Origin of the sequence: Streptomyces sp. R11 (genome assembly GCF_041051905.1) — a bacterium.
Taxonomy (GTDB): domain Bacteria; phylum Actinomycetota; class Actinomycetes; order Streptomycetales; family Streptomycetaceae; genus Streptomyces.
The window spans coordinates 4,355,001-4,377,434 of sequence record NZ_CP163432.1; the positions used below are offsets into that span (position 1 = coordinate 4,355,001).

Here is a 22,434-nt window from a genome sequence, read left to right on the forward strand (position 1 = left end):
CGCTCCTCCGCCGAGAGGTCCTGGAGGAGGTCCTCCTCGAAGACGGACGCGAGCCGCATCGCCTCCAGCCACTTCTCCCTGCCCTCGGCGGTCAGCTCGACGATGACGCGTACGCGGTTGGACTCGTCCCGCTCCCGGGTGACCAGACCCTCGGCGACCATGCGATCGATGCGGTGGGTCATGGCGGCCGGGGTGAGGCCGAGGCCCTTGGCGAGGTCGCTGGGGCCCATGCAGTACGGGGCGCCGGAGAGGACGAGAGCCTTGAGGACCTCCCACTCGGCGTTGCTGATGCCGAGGGCGGCGGTCTGGCGGCCGTAGGCGACGTTCATGCGGCGGTTCAGGCGGGACAGCGCCGAGACGACCTTCTCGACCTGGGGGTCGAGGTCCTGGAACTCGCGCTGGTAGGCGGCGATCTGTTCTTCGAGTGTCGGTTCGCTGATGCCCGGGGTGTCGCCCATGGGCCGAGTATGGCATGGGCTCGCTTGGCGTTGAAGTCCTTCGATGTGTAGAGTTTAGCTTCGAAGTTTAGGTTCGAAGTCTTCAGATCTGCATCTGAGAGATACGAGAGAGGTGAACGTGACCAGGGCGATGGGCGCAGCGATGCGCCGGATCCACGTGGGCAACGCACTCAGCGCGTTCGGGCTCGGTTTCACCGTCCCCTACCTGTACGTCTATGTGGCGCAGGTGCGGGGGCTGGGTGCCATGACGGCGGGGCTCGTCCTCGCCGTCTTCGCCGTGGCCGCGCTGGTCGTGCTGCCGCTCGCCGGGCGGGCGATCGTCCGGCGGGGCCCGCTGCCGGTGTTGGTCGCCGCCCTGGTCACCGCTGCGCTCGGGGCCCTGAGCCTGGGGCTCGCGGGCAGTGCCGTATCCGTACTGCTGTCGGCGGCCGCGCTCGGGGCGGGGCAGGCCGTGATGCAGCCGGCGCTCGCGACGATGATCGTCGACTGCTCCACTGCGGAGACTCGGTCGCGGGCGTTCGCGATGCAGTTCTTCCTGCAGAACCTGGGGCTGGGGGTCGGCGGGCTCATCGGTGGTCACCTGGTCGACGCTTCGAGCGTCTCGTCCTTCACTCTGCTGTTCTCGATCGAGGCGGCGATGTTCCTGCTGCTCGTCGTGGTGATGGTGACGGTGCGGATGCCGCGGGCGCCGCGGATCGAGGGGGCGCCGGGGGCTGGGTCCGCCAAGGGGAGCTGGAAGCAGCTGCTCCAGAACCGGGCCATGGTGCAACTGTCCGTGCTGGGCTTCGTGCTGTTCTTCGCCTGCTACGGGCAGTTCGAGTCGGGCCTCAGTGCGTACGGGGTCGAGGCGGCCGGGGTTTCCACGTCGGCGCTCGGGACCGCGCTTGCGGCCAACACCGCGATGATCGTGGTGGCTCAGTTCGCCGTGCTGAAGTTCGTCGAGCGGCGGAGGCGGTCGCGGGTGATCGCGGCTGTCGGGCTCATCTGGGCCGTGGCGTGGGTTGCGGCGGGGTATGCCGGGCTGGGGCACGGTAGCCAGGAGATGGCTACGGCCGCCTTCATCTCCACGTATGCGTTGTTCGGGCTGGGTGAGGCGATGTTGTCGCCGACTGTTGCCCCGTTGGTGGCTGATCTGGCGCCGGAGGGGATGGCTGGGCAGTACAACTCGGCGTTTGCGCTGGTCAAGCAGCTTGCGTTGGCCGTGGGGCCGGCTGTGGGTGGGCCGATGGGCGCTTCGCTGCATGGGCCGTACGTGGTGACGTTTCTGTTGTTCTCGTTGGGGATCACGTATCTCGCTCTGCGGTTGGGGCGGGAGCTGAGTGCGGTGCAGGATCGGCCGTGGGTGGGGAAGAGTCGGGTGGTGGCGCAGGGGGCTGCGTCGGCTGCGGGGCAGGCTCGGGCGCGCGCCTGAGGTTTTCGCCCCCGCCGCCCCTGCCCGTCCCGATCCTGGGGGCTGCCGCCCCCAGACCCCCGCTTCGGCCCCGAACGGGCCTCGTCCTCAAACGCCGGCCGGGCTGGATTACCCGCACCGGCGGTTCAGGCCGTCTTCGGCAGTACGAACTCGCACCACACCGCCTTGCCGCCTCCCGGTGTTCGGCGTGAGCCCCAGGCCGAGGCGATTGTCGCGACGATGGCGATGCCTCGGCCGGATTCGTCGGCCGGTTCTGCTCGGCGGCGTCTGGGGAGATGGTCGTCGCCGTCCGTCACCTCGATGATCAGGCGGCGGTCGGTGCGGCGCAGGCGCAGGCGCATGGGCGGGGTGCCGTGTTGGAGGGAGTTGGCGACCAGTTCGCTGGCCGCCAGGACGCCCAGGTCGTGGAGCTCGGGCGGGAAGCGCCAGCTGGTCAGGACGCCGGAGGCGAAGGCACGCGCGCGGGGGGCCGCTTCGATGCCGCCGAGGAGTTCCAGGGCGGCGTTGCGGAAGAGGTCGCCGTCGGGACCCGTGCGGGCCGGGTGCTGAAGGACCAGGACCGCCACGTCGTCATCGTGGTCTGCTGTGACGCCTGCGCTGCGGACGAGGCGGTCGCAGATGACCTGGGGGGTGCCCGTCGCGCCGGCCAGGGCGCGTTCCAGGGAGGCGATTCCCTCGTCCAGGTCCTCGTCCCGGCGTTCCACCAGGCCGTCGGTGTAGAGGACCGCCGTGGAGCCCGGGCTCAGGGGGATCGAGCCGGACGCGTGCATCCAGCCGCCGGTGCCGAGGGGCGGGCCGGTGGGTTCGTCGGCGCGTTGGACTGCGCCGTTCTCATCCCGGACCAGGATGGGGAGGTGGCCGGCCGACGCGTAGATCAGGCGGCCCTCGTTCGGGTCATGGATGGCGTAGACGCAGGTGGCGATCTGGTTGGCGTCGATTTCCGTTGCCAGGCCGTCGAGGAGCTGGAGCACCTCGTGCGGGGGGAGGTCCAGGCGGGCGTAGGCCCTCACAGCCGTACGGAGTTGGCCCATGACTGCCGCCGCTCGTACTCCTCTGCCCATCACGTCGCCGATGACCAGGGCCGTGCGGCCGCCGCCGAGGGTGATCACGTCGTACCAGTCCCCGCCGACCGCGGCCTCCGTGCCGCCCGGGTGGTAGGTGGCGGCGATGCGCAGATCGTCCGGTTCCTCCAGCTCCTGCGGGAGTAGGGAGCGCTGGAGGGTGACGGCCGTTTCGCGTTGGCGGCGTTCGCTGGCGCGGAGGCGTTCGGCGGCTTCCGCGTGGCCGGTGACGTCGGTGGCGAAGATGAGGACTCCGCCGTCGCCCTCGGTCACGGGCGTGCAGGTGAAGGTGTAGGAGCGGCCGTCGGGGGCCTTGCGGGACTTGAGGGTGCGCGGCTTGCCGCTGCGCAGGACCTGGTCGAGGAGCGGGAGCAGGCCCAGTTCGGCGAGCTCGGGGAGGGCCTCGCGGGCCGGTTCGCCCGGAGGGCGGACGCCGAAGGACGTGACATAGGTGTCGTTGACGTACGCGAGGCGGTGGTCAGGGCCGTGGACGAGGGCGACCAGGGCCGGGACGCGGTCCAGGACCTCGCGGACCGGCAGCTCGTCCACGGCGGGGATCGGCTTGGCCTCGTCGGTGAGGTGTTCGGCGCGGGCCGCGGGGACGGCGCCCGGGCCCTCTCCTCGGCGGTCCTGGGCGACCGCTGCCGCGGGTTCGGTCCGCGCTGCGGCGCGGCGCTGCGTTCCGGGGAGCCGGGCGCTCCAGCGCGTGAAGTTCACGAATCCTTGCCTCGTGTCGTCGTCTTCGGCCAGCTCCGGACCCGGCCGGGGGTCTGTGGGGTGACGCCCCGGGGTTGCGGCACTGTGGGGAGAGCCTTGTGGTCGGGATCGGTTCGGGGATCAGTCTGGCAGTGCGGCCGACCTGGCCGACACCCGTCTGACGCCTGCCCGGTCGGTGGAGTTCCTGGGTCCGGTCAGGACGACCCCTTCGGGTCGTCTTCCGGGTTGAGGGGATGCTTTCCACCGGCCGCGAGTTCGAACTCCGCACGGGGATGTTCGAGTGAACCCAGGGAGACGACCTCCCGCTTGAAGAGCCCCGAGAGGGTCCATTCGGCCAGGACGCGGGCCTTGCGGTTGAAGGTCGGCACCCTGCTGAGGTGGTAGACGCGGTGCATGAACCAGGCAGGGTAGCCCTTGAGCTTGCGCCCGTAGACCTGTGCGACACCCTTGTGGAAACCGAGGGAAGCGACCGAACCGGCGTATTTGTGGGCGTAGGTCTCCAGCGGTTCACCGCGCAGGGTGTGCGCGATGTTGTCGCCCAGCACCTTGGCCTGGCGCAGCGCGTGCTGCGCGTTGGGGGCGCACTCCGTGCCGGGTTCGGCTGCGGTGACGTCGGGGACCGCGGCGGCGTCTCCTGCGGCCCACGCGTGTGTGGTGCCCTCGATCGTCAGCTCGGGCGTGCCCTTCAGCCTGCCGCGCTCATTAAGTGGCAGGTCGGTCGCGGCGAGGATCGGGTGGGGCTTGACGCCGGCCGTCCAGACGACCGTACGGGTCGGGAAGCGGGCGCCGTCGCTGAGGACGGCGACGCGGTCCGCGCAGGACTCCAGGCGGGTGTGCAGGCGGACGTCGATGTTGCGGCGGCGCAGTTCGGTGACGGTGTAGCGGCCCATGTCCTCGCCGACCTCGGGCAGGATGCGGTCCGAGGCCTCGACGAGGATCCACTTCATGTCCTCGGGGCTGACGTTGTGGTAGTAGCGCGTGGCGTAGCGGGCCATGTCCTCGAGTTCGCCGAGCGCCTCGACGCCGGCGTATCCGCCCCCGACGAAGACGAAGGTGAGGGCCGCGTCGCGGATCGCGGGGTCGCGGGTGGAGGAGGCGATGTCCATCTGCTCGATGACGTGGTTGCGCAGGCCGATGGCCTCTTCGACGGTCTTGAAGCCGATGCCGTGGTCGGCGAGACCGGGGATGGGGAGGGTGCGCGCGATGGAGCCGGGGGCGAGGACGAGTTCGTCGTAGGAGAGCTGTTCGGTGCCCGTGCCCTCCTCCTCGGAGGCGAGGGTGGTGAGGGTCGCGGTGCGCTTGGCGTGGTCGATGGCGGTGGCCTCGCCGATGATGACCCGGCAGCGGGGCAGGACGCGGCGCAGCGGTACGACCACATGGCGCGGGGAGATCGACCCGGCGGCCGCTTCGGGGAGGAATGGCTGATACGTCATGTACGGGTCGGGAGTGACGACCGTGATCTCGGCTTCGCCCCGGCCGAGTTCCGGTTGCAGTCTCCGCTGGAGACGCAGGGCCGTGTACATCCCGACGTAGCCGCCGCCGACAACGAGAATGCGCGCACGTTCCTTCACCATCCCATGACGCACCCGACGCTTGCGTTTGTCCACAGGCTCGACCATTTGTGTGACCGGAGATCGTCGGCGCCGCGATTTGGCCGAATTGCCGGAGTGCGGGGAAGGTCCGCAGGTCAGCGGGTGTGCGGCGAGGGATCACAGGTGGCGCAATCCGGACGTAAACGACTCGTACTCCGATCGAGGGGCGCTCCGTGCGGAACCTGCCCCTTCTGAATTGACTCCCTCTCAACTATGTTCGTGTGTCGACGGGGTGTAGGGGGATGCGCTCATCGGGTCCGTGACTCACACAAAACGGACTCGTTGTCCGGGCTTGTTCCGCGACGCTCCGGCTTTGCAATGACGGGGAGTCTCCGGGGGGAGACGTCATTACCGGGGGATCGCTTATGCATGTTCAGGATTCTCGATGGTCTTCCGCATCCACCATCACACCGGGTGGCGGGGTGGGCGGCACGATGAGCGCGGCTGCGGGCAACGGACGCGGGGACGCGTCGCGTACGACGCCGCTGCGCGTGGACGCACAGCGCAATCTGGAGCACGTGCTGCGTGCGGCGCGCGAGGTCTTCGGCGAGCTGGGGTACGGCGCGCCGATGGAGGACGTGGCGCGGCGCGCGCGGGTCGGCGTCGGGACGGTGTACCGGCGCTTCCCGAGCAAGGACGTCCTGGTGCGGCGGATAGCCGAGGAGGAGACCTCCCGGCTGACGGACCAGGCACGTGCGGCGCTCGGTCAGGAGGACGAGCCGTGGTCGGCACTCTCGCGCTTCCTGCGCACCTCGGTGGCCTCCGGCGCGGGCCGGCTGCTGCCTCCGCAAGTGCTGCGGGTCGGCGTCGCCGAGGACGGTGCCGCGCTCGACGACGCCCGGGTGCCGCAGCAGCGGATGCAGCCGGGCGTCGGGGAACTGCGGCTGGTGCCCGACCAGCCTGCGGCGGCGCCGGTCGACCCGGTGGACGACGCAGGGGCGGCTGCGCTGCTCGACGTAGTGGGCCGGCTCGTGGAGCGGGCGCGCGCGGCGGGCGAGCTGCGGGCCGACGTGTCGGTGTCGGACGTCCTGCTGGTGATCGCGACGGCGGCACCCTCGCTGCCGGATGCGGCACAGCAGGCGGCGGCCTCGGCGCGGCTGCTGGACATCCTGCTGGAGGGGTTGCGCTCGCGGCCTCAGGCGTGAGCCGGCCGATGCGGCGACCATGACGGTGCTGTTCGGCCTGTGACGTCGCGGTGACCCGTGACGCTGTGGCGGTGACCGTGACCGCGAAGGAGTGACCTCGAAAGAGGTACTTCGAAGGGGTGAGCGTTCGAAGAAGGTGCCTGCGAGGCGGGGTGCTGCACAGCCCCGCCTCGAACACCACTGCGGTGAACGCTGGTTGAGTCTTCCCCGCAGGTGCGAGGGCCAGTACTGCGTTGCGGGAAGTCCCCACGGACGAGTGGATGTCCGTACACGTGGGTCCTGACCAAAAGCCAATATGGCACCCTGACCCGGTGTCCGGGACTGGTAGAGCTGGCGGCGGGGGCTTTCCGCGATGAGCGTTGACGGGTGGGACGAGTCACGCGGTGACGGTGACTCGGCGACTCCTCAGGTGCCGAGTCAGGGCGGACGGGCGGACGTCCCGACGGGCGGTGACCCCGTGGAGGGGCGCCCGCAGGGCCGCTCGGAGGGCAGCGTCCCGGCCCAGCGCGACCGACGCGAGGACAGCGTGCTGCCTCCGCCCCGCGAGCTGTCGTCCCCCGACCTGCCGACGCGCGAACTGCCGCCGTCGGACGCCGACCTGATCGGTCGGATGCGGTCCGGTGACGACACCGCCTACGAGGAGTTGTACCGGCGCCACGCGGGAGCGGTGCGCCGGTACGCGCGCACCTGCTGTCGCGACGCCCACACCGCGGACGACCTCACCGCCGAGGTCTTCGCCCGCATGCTCCAGGCCGTACGCCGCGGTTCCGGTCCCGAGCAGGCCGTACGCGCCTATCTGCTCACCTCGATCAGGCGTGCCGCGGCGGACTGGACGAAGTCGGCGCGGCGGGAGCAACTGGTCGACGACTTCGCGGTGTTCGCCGCGCAGTCCACGCGGGTCGCCGAGGTGTCCGACGACGACACGCTCGACCTGGGCGCGGACGTGCGGGCGATGCACGAGGCCGAGCAGTCCATGGCCATGCAGGCCTTCCGGTCGCTGCCGGAGCGCTGGCAGGCCGTGCTGTGGCACACCGAGGTCGAGGACGAGTCGCCGAGCGAGGTCGCCACGCTGTTCGGGCTCGACGCCAACGGCACGCGCGTGCTCGCCAGCCGCGCCCGCGAAGGACTCAAGCAGGCCTACCTCCAGGCTCACGTCAGCGCCAGTCTCGCCAGCGACGAGGAGTGCGCCCGCCATGCCGACCGGCTCGGCGCCTATGCCCGCGGCAGCCTGCGCACCCGCGCCGAGCGGGGCATGCGCAAGCACCTGGACGAGTGCGCAAAGTGCCGCCTGGCCGCGGGCCAGATCAAGGAAGTCGCCGGTGGTATCCCGGCCGTCGTGCCGGTCGCGGTCATCGGCTGGTTCGGCGCCGCCGGGTACGCCAAGGCGGCCGGGCTCATCGCCGGTGGCGCCGGGGCGGGTGCGGCCGGCGCAGTTGGCGCGGCCTCCGCGGCGGGCGGCGGTTCGTCCGGCGGGGCGAGCTCCGGAGGGGGTGCGGCGGCCTCCGAGGGGCTGGGCGCGCCGTTGAAGGCCGGGATCGCGGCCGGTGTGGTCGCCGTGGGAGTGGTGGCGGCGGTCGTGCTCGCGCTCGCCGGCAACGAGACGCCGGCCGACAAGCAGGACGCCAAGCAGCCCCCCGTGCCCTCCCCCGTCGTCGAGGAGACGCCCACGCCCAAACCGCCGGAGCCGACGGAGCCGACGGAGAAGGAGCCCGCCCCGCAACCGCCGGCGATCGTTCCGGCCGACCATCCCGAGGCGACCCCGACACCGGCCTCGCCACCTACCCGCACGCCAAGTCCGACGCCCACGCCCTCCCCGACACCGACTCCGACCCCCACACCGACGCCCACCCCCACTCCGCCTCCGACGCCTCCGCCCGCGCCGGTCGACTACCGGTGGAGCGAGCTGTCGTACGACATCACCGGCGACGGCTCCGAGCCCGAGATGCGAATCGGTGAGAGCAGCTGGGTGTGGCAGCGGTACGGCGTGTCGATCGGCGACGAGCGGTACGCGAACGGCGTCACCGTGCACGGCCGGTCCTCGGTCACCATCGACCTCAACCGGGAGTGCTCCGCCTACACGGCGATGGCCGGCGTCGACGACTCGACGCTGGGGCTGGGCAAGTTCAGCTTCTCGGTGTACGCCGACGGTGTCCGGTTGTGGCGGTCCGCGGCCATCAAGGGCGGGGACCCGGCCGTGCCCGTCCATGTGAACCTCACCGGGCGGGAGACCGTCCGGCTGGTGGTCGAGCCGCACAGCGCCTTCGACACCCTGCTGTTGGCGGACTGGGCGGAGTCGAAGTTCAGCTGCGTGTAGGGCCGTTCAGCCGGGGGCCGGGCTTACGGCACCTGCTCGACAGGGAGCTGGGGGCCGCGCACGGCCTCGGCGAGGTCGTACAGGACGTCGTCGTGGGTGAGGGCGATGCCCCGGGTGTACTCGGCGGTGAACCGTTCGGCGCCCAGGGCGGTGCGGGCGGAGGTCTGGGCCCGCTCGGCGTGCGCGCGCTCGGGCTGGAGGCGGGGATTGCCGCGGCGCCAGTGCTCCGAGGCGGCGAGCAGACGTACCGCGCGCGGATGGTCGCCGAGGCGGGTCAGCAGGTCCGCCGCGGCGTCCGTGAGGGTCGCCGTGATCACGTCGGCACAGCGCTTCTCCACGGCCAGGCGCAGAGCGTCGACCAGCCGCGGCAGACCGTGCTCCGGGCCCGACTCCGCGGTCACCGTCAGGGCGTCGGCCACGTTCAGCATCACAACGAACTGGGGCGGTGGCGTGGCGTTCTCGGTCTCCACACGTGCCGCCTCGCACAGCTCGCGCGCACGGGCGGTGTCCTGGTCGTCCAGCGCGATCTGGGCGCGCATCAGCAGCACGAACGCCCGTGAGTCCGCCACTCCGTACCGGTCGGCCACTGCGCTCGCCTCGTCCAGCAACGTCAACGCGGCCGTACGGTCGCCCGAGCGGTAGGCGATCTCGGCCAGCCGGGCGATGAGGAACGGGGTCTCGGTGTACGCGCCGACCTCGTGGGCGAGGCGCAGCGCCTCCTCGTACTGCCCCTTGGCCTCCTCGAAGCGACCGCGCACCGTGGCCGTCTCGCCGGCCGCGCTGCACACCTGGGCCCGCATCCAGCGGTCACCGGCCCGGCGGCTGAGGATCCGCAGCTCCGCGAGGTCGTCGTCGACGTTGGCCAGGCCGCCCTGTGAGTCGACGAGCATGTGCGTGCGGAACATCAGGATGCAGCCGACCTCCCAGTCGCCGCCGTACGCACGGCAGTTGGCCAGCGCGGCATCCATGACAGGGCGGGTGTTCGTCGTCTCGCCCAGGATGTAGTGGGTCAACGGCCAGACCATGCCCGGGATGCGAGCCGCCTCCGGGCCGCCCCGCGCGAAGTGGGCCCGCACATGCTCGACGTACCGCCTGCGTCGCTCGTCCTGCCAGTACTCCACCGGTTCGAACTCGATGGCGAGGAACAGATGCAGCATGCGCAGGCTCATCCGTGGCACGCGCCTCGGGTGGTTCGCCGGTTCGGCCGGGGCTGCGAGGAGGGCGTCCAGCGGGGCGGCGGTGGGAGGGGGAACGGGAGGGGCGGCCGGAGGTGCGCCCGGGCCTGAGGCGTCCAGGGTGGCGCACAGGTGCAGAATCCGTTCGACCCAGGCCGCGCCCTCGACGCGGTAGTTGCGCAGCCACCAGAACCAGCTCATGGCGAGGGCGATGGCCGTGGCATCCGGTTCGTCGCCTGCCGTGAGGGCGTGGTCGAGGGCCGCGCGGATGTTGTCGAGTTCGGTCTCCAGGCGGGAGACCCACGGGAGCTGACCGGCGGACCGCAGCAGCGGGTCGGCTTCCTCCACGAGTGCGCGCACCCACGCGCGGTGCCGGTGCTCGGCCGCGAGGCGCCGCTCAGGGAGTTCGGCGGCGCACTCGACGGCGTACTCGTGGATGGTCTCCAGCATGCGGTACCGCATGCCGCCGGAGCCGTCCCGCTCGCACGGGGTGGCCACGATCAGGGACTTGTCGACCAGTGCGCCGATGAGGTCCGCGACCGGACCGGTGCACACGGCCTCCGCCGCCTCGAGGTCCCAGCCGCCCGCGAAGACGGACACCTCGCGCAGCACCGTCCGCTCCCGCTCGTCGAGCAGCTCCCAGGACCAGTCGACGACGGCACGCAGGGTCTGCTGCCGGGGCAGGACCGTACGGCTTCCGGAGGTGAGGAGGCGGAAGCGGTCGTCGAGGCGGTCGGCGATCTGGCGAGGGCTGAGCAGCCGTAGCCGGGCCGCCGCCAGCTCGATGGCGAGTGGCAGTCCGTCGAGGCGGCGGCAGATCTCCGCGACGGCGTCCCGGTCGCGCTCGCCGCGCAGCACGGTCTCGGCGTCGGGGCGGACGGCCGCGGCGCGCTCCGCGAAGAGGCGGTGCGCCTGGTCGGGGAGCAGGGGCTCGACCGGGCGGACCAACTCGCCGGGTACGCCCAGGGGTTCGCGGCTGGTGGCGAGGATCGTGAGGCCCGGGCAGCGGGTGAGGAGGGTTTCGGCGAGGGTGGCGGCTTCGCCGATGACATGTTCGCAGTTGTCAAGGATCAGGAGATGGCTGCGCGGGGCGCAGAACTCGATCAGCAGGGCGACGGGGTCGTCCTGCTGGGCCGTGAGCTCGTTGGTCATGAGCACGGTCTCGCGCAGACCGAGCGCATTGACCACCGCGCCAGCCACCGCCTCCGGCCGGTCGAGCGGGGCGAGCTCGACGAGCCATGCCTGGGGGAGGCCTGCGGCGGCTTCCTCGGCGAGGCGGGTCTTTCCAGAGCCGCCCGGTCCGGTGAGCGTGATCAGTCGTGCCCTGTGCAATTCGGAACGGATGGCGTCGAGTTCGAGTTCCCTGCCCACGAAAGAGGTGAGGCGGGGGCGGAGGTTGCCGGTGCGTTCGGGGGGCTGGGGGTGAGGTGGGAGTGGGGGTGGTGGGGAGGCGAGGTGGGGGGTGGGTTGCGGCTGGGGCTTTGTCGCGGGGGCCGGCAGGGGCTTCGGCCCGACGTTCCGCTGGGGTCCTGCCCCGAAGTCCCGCTGAGCTCCCGCCCCCGGGTCAGGAATCCCCTGCGTCAGCAGCTCTGTGTGCAGGGCCCGGAGTTCCGGGCCGGGGTCGGTGCCCAGGCCGTCGGCCAGGGAGCGGCGGCGGGCGGTTTCGTAGGCGCCGAGGGCGTCGGCCGGGCGGTCCGTGTCGCGCAGGGCGCGGATGAGGAGGGCGTGCAGCGGTTCGTCGTACGGGTGCGCCGCGGTCAGTTCTTTCAGGTCGGGTATGGCTTGCCGGCCACGGCCCAGTCGCAGGTCCGCCTCGATGCGCGCGCGGGTCGCCTCCAGGCGCAGGGCCTCCGGGCGGGTGGCGGCGGTGCCGCGGGTCCGGGAGGTCGGCGAGGGCCGGGCCGCGCCACAGGGTGAGGGCGGTGCCGAGAGTCTCCGCGGCGGTGGACGGGTCGCCTTCGGTCAGGGCGGAGGTGCCCTGGTGAACGAGGCGTTCGAATACGAAGAGGTCCACGTCGTCCTGCGTCGCCGTGAGCCGGTAGCCGCCGGGCGCGGAGGTGATGGCGTCCTTGCCGAGAGTGCGGCGCAGGCGGGCGATCAGGGCCTGGAGGGCGGCGGGGGCGTCCTGGGGCGGGGTGTCGGGCCAGACCTCGTCGATCAGGGTGTCGGGGGTGGTGATGTGGCCGGGGCGCATTGCGAGAGCCGTGAGCAGTGCGCGGAGGCGGCGGCCGCCCATGGGTATGGCTGTGCCCTGGTCGTCTTCCGCCTGGGTGACGCCCAGGATTCTGTACCGCACCGGGTCATTGTCCCCGGGGTGGGGGTGGGGGCGCGGGTTTGTTGGTGGCGGGTGTTGTCGTGGTTGCGGTGGTCCTTCGGGTGCGCGGGAGTGTTCTCGCCCCCGCCGCCCCTACCCGTCCCGTCCTTGAAGGGGCGCTGCCCCTTCGACCCCGGCGCCCGGGGGCTGCCGCCCCCAGACCCCCGCTTCGGCCTGAACGGCCTCGTCCTCGAACGCCGGACGGGCTGAAATACCGGGACCGGCGCCGAGAAGCGCCGTCCGCGCGTGCGTAGTAGGGCCGCACCCTCGGCGCGCGTGCGCAGCCACCTGCGGGTGGGTGGGGGCTAGGGACGGCACAGCCTCGCCCTCGAGCGCCGGACGGGCTGAATCACCTGGTCCGGCACCGACAAGGCACCGGCACCACCCAGAGCAACGCCCGCCGTCGGGTGGGTGGGACTGGGGATGGCACAGCCTCGCCCTCGAACGCACCAACCAGGCACCGGCACCACCCTTAGCAAAATGCCCGGACCGGCGCCGAGAGGCGAAGGCCTCTCGCTGCAGGAGTCGCTCAGCCTCCCCCACCCCCCCTAAAACCGGCCGAACCGCCGCCCCCGCCCCCAACGCCCCCCGCTGCGGCTTGATCCCCGCCGGTACCGCTCGCTGCCGGGCCGGTGTTCCCGTCCAGCAGGTGCCTCGGCGGGCCAGCAGGCGGCGTAGCCAGAGCTCCAGGGAGACCAGGTCCGCCAGGCCGTCCAGGGGGAGTGGCTCGCCCTCGGCGGCGGCGCGGAGGGCCTTGCGGACCACTCGGGCCTCGACCAGGCCCGCCTGGGCCAGGAGGGGGGTGCCGAACAGGGTCATCAGGGAGTCGGCCGACACTCGCAGGCCCGTCCTCGCGGCCACGGCCGCCGACGCGTGGGACGGGGCGCCCCAGCCGGGTGGGAGGTCGGCCACTCCGGCGCCCTCCAGGACCGTGCGCAGGATCGCCGCGCGGGCGCCGGGCTGGACGCGCAGGGCCTCCGGGAGGGCTCGGCAGGCGCGGACGACCTGGTTGTCGAGGAACGGGGCGTGCAGGCGTTGGAAGCGGATCTCGGCAGCTTGCTCCAGGACGCGCAGGTCCGCCGAGTGGCGGGCCAGGGCCGCACGCGCGCGGTAGTCGCCGGGGCGTTGGCCGGGGCCCACGCCGTTGCGGTTCGTCGCCGCTTGCAGGCGAACCGATACTTCAGCCAGCGCCTCTCCGGTCAGCCAGCGTGCCGCCGGGCCCGGTCTGGCCCAGGTGAGCGCGGAGAGCGACGCCCCTACTGCACCTCCGGGTTCGTCGAAGCGGCGGTGGAGGAGGCGGTCGGCCAGGGATTCCAGGCCGGTGCGGTACGGCGTACGGGCCAGCTTGCGCGCCGCGCCGTACACGCGCGCGGGGACCAGCACCGAGCCGTCCGCCTTGGCCAGGGCCGCGACCGGGCGGACCAGGTGGCGCCGCTTGCGGTCCATCAAGAGGTCCGCGAGGCGGGCCGGGTGGGCGTCCAGGACCTGGCGGGCGCCGTAGCCGGTGAAGTGGTCGGCGCTGCCGGACGCCAGGCGCGCGCGGTGCCTCGCGGCCGTCACCAGGCTCGGGCCGGGCTCGTCCGTCAGCGGGCCGTCCAGGTCGGCGTACGGCAGTGTCTCCTCGCCGCCGGCCACCACCACGTGGTGCAGGCGCGGGTTGGCCGCCAGCGTCCCCGCTCGTTCCAGCTCGGCCTCGCGGCCGCCGACCGCGAGGTCGTTGAAGGTGACCGCCAGGAGGCGTTCCCCCGCGCCCGTGCCGTGTCCCAGGACCGTGCCCGGCATGCCGGGCAGGCCCGCGGCCAGCAGCGCCAGGGTGCCCGACGCGGGACCGCCGGACAGGTCGGCCCCGATGCCCGGAACCGGCATCCCGCGCGCGGCACGCCGCTCGGCCGGGCCCATGCCGGGTACGGGCCCTGGGTCTATGTCGGCGCCGGGGACATGGCGCGGCGCGGACAGACGCGCGCGTACCGCCTCCACCAGGGCGTCGCGTACGGCGTCCACCGCGCTGTCGGGATCGGCCGTCGGCGCCGCCACCGCCAGCGAGGCGACCTGCTCGTACCCGGCGATCTCGCGCGCCCCGGTGCGCAGGATCAGCGCATGCCCCGGCGGAATGCGCCGCACGCCGTCGTACGGGGTGGAGTCGTGCAGGGCCGCCGGTACGTCGGGGGCGGCCAGCAGCGCGGCGAGGTGCCCGAAGTCCAGGTTGGCCTCGATGAGGTCGGCGAGGGGGAGCGCGGCGGTCGCATAGGCCGTGCCGTTCGCCCAGGGGGTGTAGAACACGGGCCGTGCGCCCGCCAGGTCGCCGCACACCATGACCCTGCGGCCGACCTGGACGACGGCCGTGTAGCTGCCGGACCAGGCCGTCAGATGCCGAAGTGCCCCTCCGCGCGCGGCGAACAGGCCGAGGCGCAGTTGTTCGTCACTCGCCCCGCAGGTGCCCAGTACCGCGATCCGGGTCTGCGGGTCGGCCTTCACCACGCGCACCTCGTCGGGGCGCCAGTCGCCGACCGCCCACAGTGGGTCGGGGTCGCCCCACAGGAGTTGGGAACCGACCGGGTGCACGGTCTCGCCGTCGCTTCCGGTCGCCCCCGCGGAGCCGATGCCGGCGGCCACCGCGGCGGTGCTGCTCCATCCCACCAACCACCGCATCGCCGCCTCCACAGGCTGTGGACAACCAGTGCACCGTACGAACCGGTTCACCATGCTGCCATGAAGGAGGCGTGCCGGAGCGGCGGCGGAGCCGCTCGAGATCCCGGAATTGCGCCCGCGGGGGCGCCCCCGCGTCGACACGAACGCGCCGGTCCGCAGCCCGAACGCCCGGGCGGAGCAAGGCGATCGGGCGACTTGGCAGAATGTCCGCGACCACTCCTGCGACGTGAATGCGCCCCCGATACGCTCCCCGAAAACGCCCTTCGCGCCCTCAACTTCCATGGTCGGAGCGGTAATCACCCGCTTGAGGCGGGGTCGCTTTTCGGCCAAATCAGCGTTGTGAGGACAGGCTCGCGCCCGCTCCGTACAAGTCCTGCGCACTACTCGGTGTACTCGTCGTGCGCGCAGTCCGGGGAACGGAGTGCGCCCCCCGGACCGTTCCGCCGCCCGCGGGGATGGAGGCGGCGGAATCCCCCAGCCCACTGGATCCAGTACAGCGGGCCGACCCACGCAGAAGCCATGGAACCGCTCCCCCGATGGCTGGAGAAGAGCGCACGGACGGGCGCACAGCCACACAGTGGGAGCACGTCACAACTGTGCGTAGGGGGTGCGCACTTGAGTACGGACCACAATCCCGCCATCCGGAAGAATGCCCCTTAACGCTTGGGATGCGGCGAACTACGCTGGGTTTACGAATGCCGCATGGTTATGCCAGCGCGGCAGCCGTCTGTGTCGAGGGGTGGCGCATGTCCAGGGAGCAACGCGGGCCGAACGAAAAACTCGGCGCCGTTCTCGCCCTCGCGGGAATCAGCAATGCAGGACTCGCCCGACGCGTCAACGACCTTGGCGCTCAGCGGGGCCTGACTCTTCGCTACGACAAGACATCGGTGGCGCGCTGGGTGTCGAAAGGCATGGTGCCGCAGGGTGCGGCGCCGCACCTCATCGCCGCCGCCATCGGCCAGAAGCTGGGCCGCCCGGTGCCGCTCCACGAGATCGGCCTGGCGGACGCGGACCCCGCACCCGAAGTGGGCCTCGCCTTCCCCCGGGACGTCGGACAGGCGGTGAGGTCGGCGACGGAGCTCTACCGTCTCGATCTCGCCGGGCGCCGTGCCGGTGCCGGCGGCATCTGGCAGTCGCTGGCCGGTTCGTTCGCAGTAAGCGCGTACGCAACGCCCGCCTCACGTTGGCTGATAACCCCGGCCGACACTTCGGTGGCGCGTGAGGTGAGTCCGTCCGAGAGCTCCGGCGCACCGCTCAAAGTCGGCCACAGCGATGTGCAGAAGCTGCGGGAGGCCGCCGAGGACGCCAGGCGCTGGGACTCCAAGTACGGAGGCGGCGACTGGCGTTCGTCCATGGTGCCCGAGTGCTTACGGGTGGAGGCGGCGCCGCTGCTGCTCGGCTCGTACTCGGACGAGGTGGGCCGGGCGCTGTTCGGGGCGAGTGCCGAACTCACCCGCCTCGCCGGGTGGATGGCCTTCGACACCGGGCAGCAGGAGGCCGCCCAGCGGTACTACATCCAGGCCCTGCGGCTCGCCCGCGCGGCAGCCGACGTACCTCTCGGCGGGTACGTCCTGGCGTCGATGTCGCTCCAGGCGACCTACCGGGGCTTCGGCGACGAGGGCGTCGACCTCGCCCAGGCCGCCCTGGAACGCAACCGTGGCCTCGCCACGGCCCGCACCATGAGCTTCTTCCGCCTCGTCGAGGCACGCGCACACGCGCGCGCGAGTGACGCGCAGGCCGCCGGCGCGGCCCTGAAGGCGTCGGAGGGCTGGCTGGAGCGGTCCAGGGAGGGGGACAACGACCCGTCATGGCTCGGGTTCTACTCCTACGACCGGTTCGCCGCGGACGCGGCCGAGTGCTACCGGGACCTGAAGGCACCCCGTCAGGTGCGGCGGTTCACGGAACAGGCGCTGTCGAAGCCGACGGAGGAGTTCGTGCGCTCGCACGGACTGCGGCTCGTCGTCTCGGCGGTCGCCGAACTGGAGTCGGGCAATCTCGACGCGGCGTGCGAGCAGGGAGTACGGGCGGTGGAGGTCGCGGGGCGGATATCGTCCGCGCGCACCACCGAGTACGTGAAGGACCTGCTGCACCGCCTGGAGCCGTACGGCGACGAGCCGCGGGTGGTCGAGCTGCGGGAACGGGCGCGGCCGTTGCTCATGACGCCGGCCTAGACGGAGATCCCCGGCACGCGCGCGTGCGGAGCGTACGGCGGCTCGGAAGGACCGAGCCGCCGTCGCCTGCGTCCCGCCCGAGCCGGGTCGTCAGGACGCGCCGTTCGTGCGCCCGAAGCAGCGCTCCAGTTCGTCGAGCTTGTAGAAGGTGCTGCCCTTGGCGATCGGGTGGCAGCCGGCCTTGAAGGCGGTCTCCTTCTCGTTGTAGAGCATCCGCACCAGGTAAGTGCCGCCCTTGCGGAAGACGTCCCACTGGACGTTCGAACCGAGCGGCGCCACGGACGCGCCCCGCCAGGCGTTGTCGGCGTAGGTGTACGGCCGCTCGGCGGTCGCGCCCTTGGTACTGCCGGGCAGGCCCATCAGCGCGGCCAGCGGGATGATCTCCTCGGCGTGGGTGAAGCGCAGCTCGGCACCCAGGTCACCGGTGCCGGCGCGCTTGGCCTCGACCTGCTTGAAGAAGTCGTCGAGCAGGACGTCCGCCATCTTGTACGTGATGTCGCTGCCGGTGAAGCCGGGGCCCTTCTCGTAGAAGTCCTCGACGTCGCTCAGGTACCCGAACCAGGCCGCGTCCCGCTTGCTGATGAACCGCTCCATGTCCCAGCCCTTGCCGCCGGGGCTCTCGTCGCTCATGGCGGGCGCGATGGCGTACAGGTTGTAGACGGCCGTGGCGGCGGCCACGCGGTCGTCGTCGGAGAGCTGGTCGACGAAGGCGCCCTTGAAGAGCCTCTTCAGTACGTCCCGGGCGGCGCGGTGGGTGGTGGGCTGGTCCGTGAGGGACTTCAGCGTGCTCGCGAGCCCCTGGTCGTTCGCGATGTAGTCCCGGTAGGCCGCGCCGCCGACTGCCTTGTGGAAGTACAGGAGGTCGACGTCCGTGCGGGTCGGGCCGATCAGCGGCTTCAGGGCGGAGTCGGTGCCCGCGAGCGCGGCGGCGTACAGGTTCGCGCTGTCGACGGCGCGTCCCTGCCCCGAGCTGACGACGTCGATCTTCTCCTCGGCGCCGGCGATCTGCTCGAACAGACCCGGCAACCGCTGCTCCATCCGTACCGCCGTGTCCTGGATCTCCCGCTTGCCGCGCCCGCTGAGGTCGCCGTAGCCCACGGTGCTCATGGCCTCCTGCAGCGCCTGCACCTTGGGCCCGAACTGCCTGCCCTGCGCGGTGAGCGCGCCCGCGGCCTCGGCCTTCTGCCACAGCGCGAGGACCAGGTCGGCGTCCTCGCCGTCGGTCGCGGAACGGGAGCCGTGCCGGGAGACGTTCTCGGTGAAGACGGGCGTGAAGCCGGCGGGGGGTCGCTGGTAGGTGCGGGGGTTCTGGCCGGGGACGTACGTCGCCTTGGTGCCGTAGCTGTTGCGCGTGCCGGTGTTCTTGGCGGCGTCCGTGCCTGCGGCGGCCGGGGTGGCTACCAGAAGGACGGCCAGGCCGAGGGCCAGGGCCGGGGGGAGGCGTCTCATGGCTGTGCCGTTTCGTTCAGTGCCGCTGCGTCGCACCGAGGCGGCAGACCGGATGACTGCCGCATCGTCGAAGCGGCGCATGAACTTCCTGTGGCTGGATCACGGCGGTTCGGTGGCCGGATTTCCCGCCCCTGCCCAAGGTTCCCCCTCGGAATCGCCACGCCGAGGTGCGCGAGCCCCGCACCCGGGTCGGGCCGCGCCGGTCCCCCGGGTTTGAGTGCGTTGTCAGTGGCGCAGTGCATTATCGAAACCGGGAGGTGGAGCAGGTGCGGGCGATCGCTTACGACTGTGACGTGCTCGTGGTCGGCGGTGGGATCGTCGGGCTGGCCACGGCGTTCGCGATCACGCGTGCCGCGCCGGGGACGCGGGTGACCGTGCTGGAGAAGGAGCCGGGTCCGGCCCGGCATCAGACGGGGCGCAACAGCGGGGTCATCCACAGCGGGATCTACTACCGGCCGGGGTCGCTGAAGGCGCGGTACGCGGTGCGGGGCGCCGCCGAGATGGTCAAGTTCTGCGCGGAGTACGGCGTCGCGCACGCCGTCACCGGCAAGCTGATCGTCGCGACGGAGCGGGCCGAGCTGCCACGCCTGCACGCGCTGGTGCAGCGCGGGCGGGAGAACGGCATTCCGGTACGGGAGCTGGGCGTCGCCCAGATCGCGGAGTACGAGCCGGAGGTGCGGGGGCTCGCGGCCATACACGTCGGGACGACGGGCGTCTGCGACTTCGTCGGGGTCGCGCGGCAGCTGGCCGAGGCGTCCGGGGCGGAGATCCGGTACGGCGCGGAGGTCGAGCGCGTCGACCGGCGGGCGGACCTCGGGGTCGCCGTGCGCACCACGCGCGGGGACGTCGTGCGGGGGCGGGTGCTGGTGAACTGCGCCGGGCTGTACTGCGACGAGGTGGCCCGGATGACGGGGGACGAGCCGGGGGTGCGGATCGTGCCGTTCCGGGGGGAGTACTACTCGCTGGCGCGGCCCGAGCTGGTGCGGGGGCTGGTGTATCCGGTGCCGGATCCGGCGTTTCCGTTCCTCGGGGTGCACCTCACGCGCGGGATCGACGGGGATGTGCACATCGGGCCCAACGCGGTGCCGGCGCTGGCCCGGGAGGGGTACGGATGGGGGGTCGTCCGGCCGCGGGAGGTCGGGGCGACGGTGGCGTGGCCCGGGGTGTGGCGGATGGCGCGGCGGCACTGGCGGTACGGGGCCGGGGAGCTGCGGCGGTCCGTGTCGCGGGGGGCGTTCACGGAGGCGGTGCGGAGGTTGTTGCCCGCGGTGAATGCGGATGATCTGGTGCCGGCTGCGGCGGGGGTGCGGGCGCAGGCGGTGTTGCGGGACGGGTCGCTGGTGGACGACTTCCTGATCCGGGAGGGGGATCGGGCCGTGCATGTGCTGAATGCGCCGAGTCCTGCGGCGACTGCTTCGCTGCCGATCGGGCGGGAGGTGGCTCGGCGGGCGTTGGACGTGCTGGGGCGCTCCGCTGGGGCTGGGGCGGGGTGATTTCGCCCCAGCTGCTCCTCCCCCTCCCGCCCCTACTCCTCCCGTCCCCTGGGCTGCCGCCCCCAGCCCACCGCTTCGGCCCTGGACGGGCCTCGTGCCCAAACGCCGGACGGGCTGGAACGTCTCGGGCTGCCCGTAAAATCGGTTCCACTGTGTCTGACTCCCTCAACGCCCCCGAAGCCCCCCAGCCCGGCACCCCGCATCAGTCCGAGGCCCCCGGCGAGCACGTCGGTCATCATCCCGGTGTCTCCGTTCGGCACACCCGGGCCAAGGGGGAGCCCCGGTTCCCGGACGGGCCGAAGGCCGATCCGGCCGGGTCGCACTTCGAGCGGCGGATCCGGAGTTTCCAGCCGCGGCGGAGCAGGGTGACCGCGGGGCAGGCGGACGCGTTGCAGCGGCTGTGGCCGAAGTGGGGTCTCGACATCGACGGGCAGTGCGTCGTCGACCTCGCCGAGCTGTTCGGGAACGACAACCCCGTCGTGCTGGAGATCGGCTTCGGGATGGGGGAGGCGACCGGGCAGATGGCCGGTGCCGACCCCGGCACCAACATCCTCGCCGTCGACGTCCACACCCCGGGGCAGGGCAACCTCCTCAACCTCGCCGACCACAACGGGCTGAACAACGTCCGCGTCGGCAACGGCGACGCCATCATCCTGCTCCGCGAGATGCTCGCCCCCGACTCGCTCGACGGGCTGCGCGTCTACTTCCCCGACCCCTGGCCCAAGAAGCGGCATCACAAGCGGCGGCTCATCCAGCCCGAGTTCCTCAGCCTCGCCGCGACCCGGCTGAAGCCCGGCGCGCTGGTGCACTGCGCCACCGACTGGGAGCCGTACGCCGAACAGATGCTCGAAGTGCTGACCGCGCACCCCGACTTCGAGAACACACAGGCGGACGGCGGTTTCTCGCCCCGTCCGGAGTTCCGGCCGCTGACCCGTTTCGAGGGCCAGGGACTGGACAAGGGTCATGTGGTGAACGACCTGCTCTTCCGCCGCGTACAGCGGTAGGAGCAGCGGGAACCACAGCACCGACACCCACACCGACACTCAGCACCGACCAGACCATCGACAGCAAACCCCACCGGCGCCCGAGCCCCCCTCGCGCTGCTGCGGGCGGCGCCACTGCCTCGTTAGGGTCAATGCCGTGGCCACCTGTCCCCCGTACCCGACGCCCCCCACCGGTCCCACCGGCGGCGCACGACGGCACGCGCACTGGTGGCAGAAGCGCTGGGTGCGTTACGGCGCGCTCAGCACCCTGCTCGCGCTGTCCGGGCTGGTCATCCTCGCCCTGGTGCGCGAGCAGACCGGCACCGAAGGGTTCCTGGTCGGGCTCGGGCTGGCCGTTCTGCCCGTACCGCTGCTGGTCGCGTCGTTCCGGTGGCTGGACCGGGTCGAACCGGGCCCCTGGCGCAATCTGCTGTTCTCCTTCGCCTGGGGCGCCTGCGCGGCGGCGCTGATAGCGATCGTCGCCAACAGCTTCGCGACCCGGTGGATAGCGACCGCGACGGCCGATCCGTCGCACGCGGACACCCTCGGCGCGACCGTCATAGCGCCCGTGGTGGAGGAGATCGCGAAGGCCGCGGCCGTCCTGCTGGTCTTCCTCTTCCGCAGGCGGGACTTCACCGGCATCGTCGACGGCGTGGTGATAGCCGGCGTCACCGCCACCGGCTTCGCCTTCACCGAGAACATCCTCTACCTCGGCACCGCCTTCGGCACCGACCAGCTCTCCGGCGACCGCGGCATCGCCTCCGTCACCGCGGCGACCTTCTTCGTCCGCGTGATCATGTCGCCCTTCGCCCATCCGCTCTTCACCGTCCTGACCGGCATCGGCTTCGGCATCGCCGCACTCTCGGGCGAGCGGCAGCACGTGCGGCGCGTCCTCCTCCCCCTCTCCGGGCTGCTGCTCGCCATGGGCATGCACGCCCTGTGGAACGGCTCGTCGTCCTTCGGCGAGTGGGGCTTCTTCGCGGTGTACGCGGCCTTCATGGTGCCCGCGTTCGGGCTGCTGACCTGGCTGGTGATCTGGACCCGGCAGCGCGAGCTGAGGACCGTGCGCGAGGAGCTGCCCGCCTACGTCGTCACCGGGTGGCTGTCGCCGAACGAGCCGTACGCACTGGGTTCGATGCGGGACCGGCGGGTGGCCCGGCAGTACGCGCGCCGCCACGGCGGGCGGACGGCGGCGCGGGCCGTGGCGCAGTACGAGGCCTACGCCACGTCGCTGGCGTTCCTACGGCACCGGGGGCGCCGCGGGCGGGCCGGCGCCGACTTCGTCGTCCGGGAAGGGGAGTTGCTGCACGAGCTGTGGCGACGCCGGGAGGTCGCGCGGCCGGCACTGGAGCACGCGGTTTCCGCGGCGCAGGCCTGGCCCCCGGCTCGTGCGTACGGGGCACCTGGTTACTGGCAGCCGTACGGGAACGGGTACGCGGGGTACGAGGCGCCGGCGCCCTACCCCGCGTACAACCCCTATCGGACGTGACCGTGCGGCGGAG

The 22,434-nt window shown here is 72.1% G+C and carries 11 protein-coding genes and 3 pseudogenes (1 of these 14 cut by a window edge); 8 read left to right on the plus strand and 6 right to left on the minus strand.

Annotation, left to right across the window (positions count from 1 at the left end; translation table 11 throughout):
• Positions 1-458 carry the 5' portion of a MarR family winged helix-turn-helix transcriptional regulator gene (locus AB5J55_RS19885; protein WP_369271988.1) on the minus strand. 91 nt of this gene lie to the left of the window's left edge, so the window shows 458 of its 549 coding nt (coding positions 1-458); it begins with the start codon at positions 456-458; the stop codon falls past the left edge of the window.
• A gap of 142 nt (positions 459-600) precedes the next feature.
• On the opposite strand from AB5J55_RS19885, the gene AB5J55_RS19890 reads away from it, so the two are divergent.
• Positions 601-1,869, plus strand: coding sequence for an MFS transporter (locus AB5J55_RS19890; protein WP_369276238.1), 1,269 nt, complete (start codon positions 601-603; stop codon positions 1,867-1,869).
• Between the two features lie 125 nt (positions 1,870-1,994).
• Here the strand turns inward: AB5J55_RS19890 and AB5J55_RS19895 are convergent, their stop codons facing one another.
• Complete coding sequence (locus AB5J55_RS19895; protein ID WP_369271989.1) at positions 1,995-3,647, minus strand: SpoIIE family protein phosphatase; 1,653 nt, start codon at positions 3,645-3,647, stop codon at positions 1,995-1,997.
• Positions 3,648-3,841: 194 nt separating this feature from the next.
• A complete protein-coding gene (locus tag AB5J55_RS19900) occupies positions 3,842-5,221 on the minus strand; it encodes an NAD(P)/FAD-dependent oxidoreductase (RefSeq protein ID WP_369271990.1) in 1,380 nt (459 codons plus the stop codon).
• A gap of 383 nt (positions 5,222-5,604) precedes the next feature.
• Between AB5J55_RS19900 and AB5J55_RS19905 the strand changes: the two genes are divergently transcribed.
• Both AB5J55_RS19905 and AB5J55_RS19910 read left to right on the plus strand, forming a co-directional pair.
• Positions 5,605-6,384 carry a TetR/AcrR family transcriptional regulator gene (locus AB5J55_RS19905; RefSeq protein WP_369271991.1) on the plus strand — a complete coding sequence of 260 codons (780 nt, stop codon included), beginning with the start codon at positions 5,605-5,607 and terminating at the stop codon, positions 6,382-6,384.
• Positions 6,385-6,736: 352 nt separating this feature from the next.
• Entirely contained in the window at positions 6,737-8,698 is a 1,962-nt protein-coding gene (locus AB5J55_RS19910; protein WP_369271992.1) for a sigma-70 family RNA polymerase sigma factor, read from the plus strand.
• A gap of 23 nt (positions 8,699-8,721) precedes the next feature.
• Here AB5J55_RS19910 and AB5J55_RS19915 read toward each other — a convergent pair.
• Positions 8,722-12,169, minus strand: a pseudogene (locus tag AB5J55_RS19915) (BTAD domain-containing putative transcriptional regulator).
• A 78-nt stretch (positions 12,170-12,247) separates the two neighbouring features.
• Here AB5J55_RS19915 and AB5J55_RS19920 point away from each other — a divergent pair.
• Positions 12,248-12,438 (plus strand): annotated as a pseudogene (locus AB5J55_RS19920) (hypothetical protein); the annotation flags it as partial.
• A 316-nt stretch (positions 12,439-12,754) separates the two neighbouring features.
• On the opposite strand, the pseudogene AB5J55_RS19925 reads toward AB5J55_RS19920, so the two are convergent.
• Positions 12,755-14,836, minus strand: a pseudogene (locus AB5J55_RS19925) (asparagine synthase-related protein); the annotation flags it as partial.
• A 746-nt stretch (positions 14,837-15,582) separates the two neighbouring features.
• Between AB5J55_RS19925 and AB5J55_RS19930 the strand changes: the two are divergent.
• Positions 15,583-17,007, plus strand: coding sequence for an MFS transporter (locus tag AB5J55_RS19930; RefSeq protein WP_369271993.1), 1,425 nt, complete (start codon positions 15,583-15,585; stop codon positions 17,005-17,007).
• A 90-nt stretch (positions 17,008-17,097) separates the two neighbouring features.
• Here AB5J55_RS19930 and AB5J55_RS19935 read toward each other — a convergent pair whose 3' ends face one another.
• Positions 17,098-18,456: a histidine-type phosphatase gene (locus AB5J55_RS19935; protein WP_369271994.1), complete on the minus strand. Its 1,359-nt coding sequence runs from the start codon at positions 18,454-18,456 to the stop codon at positions 17,098-17,100.
• A gap of 266 nt (positions 18,457-18,722) precedes the next feature.
• Between AB5J55_RS19935 and lhgO the strand changes: the two genes are divergently transcribed.
• The 3 genes from lhgO to AB5J55_RS19950 all read left to right on the plus strand — a co-directional run bounded on the left by lhgO (position 18,723) and on the right by AB5J55_RS19950 (position 22,421).
• Positions 18,723-19,949, plus strand: a complete 1,227-nt coding sequence (gene lhgO / locus AB5J55_RS19940) for an L-2-hydroxyglutarate oxidase (protein WP_369271995.1) — start codon at positions 18,723-18,725, stop codon at positions 19,947-19,949.
• A gap of 152 nt (positions 19,950-20,101) precedes the next feature.
• Entirely contained in the window at positions 20,102-20,953 is an 852-nt protein-coding gene (trmB, locus tag AB5J55_RS19945; protein WP_369271996.1) for a tRNA (guanosine(46)-N7)-methyltransferase TrmB, read from the plus strand.
• Positions 20,954-21,089: 136 nt separating this feature from the next.
• Positions 21,090-22,421 (plus strand): PrsW family intramembrane metalloprotease, encoded by a 1,332-nt coding sequence (locus AB5J55_RS19950; protein WP_369271997.1) that lies wholly within the window; start codon positions 21,090-21,092, stop codon positions 22,419-22,421.
• Positions 22,422-22,434: the final 13 nt, after the last annotated feature.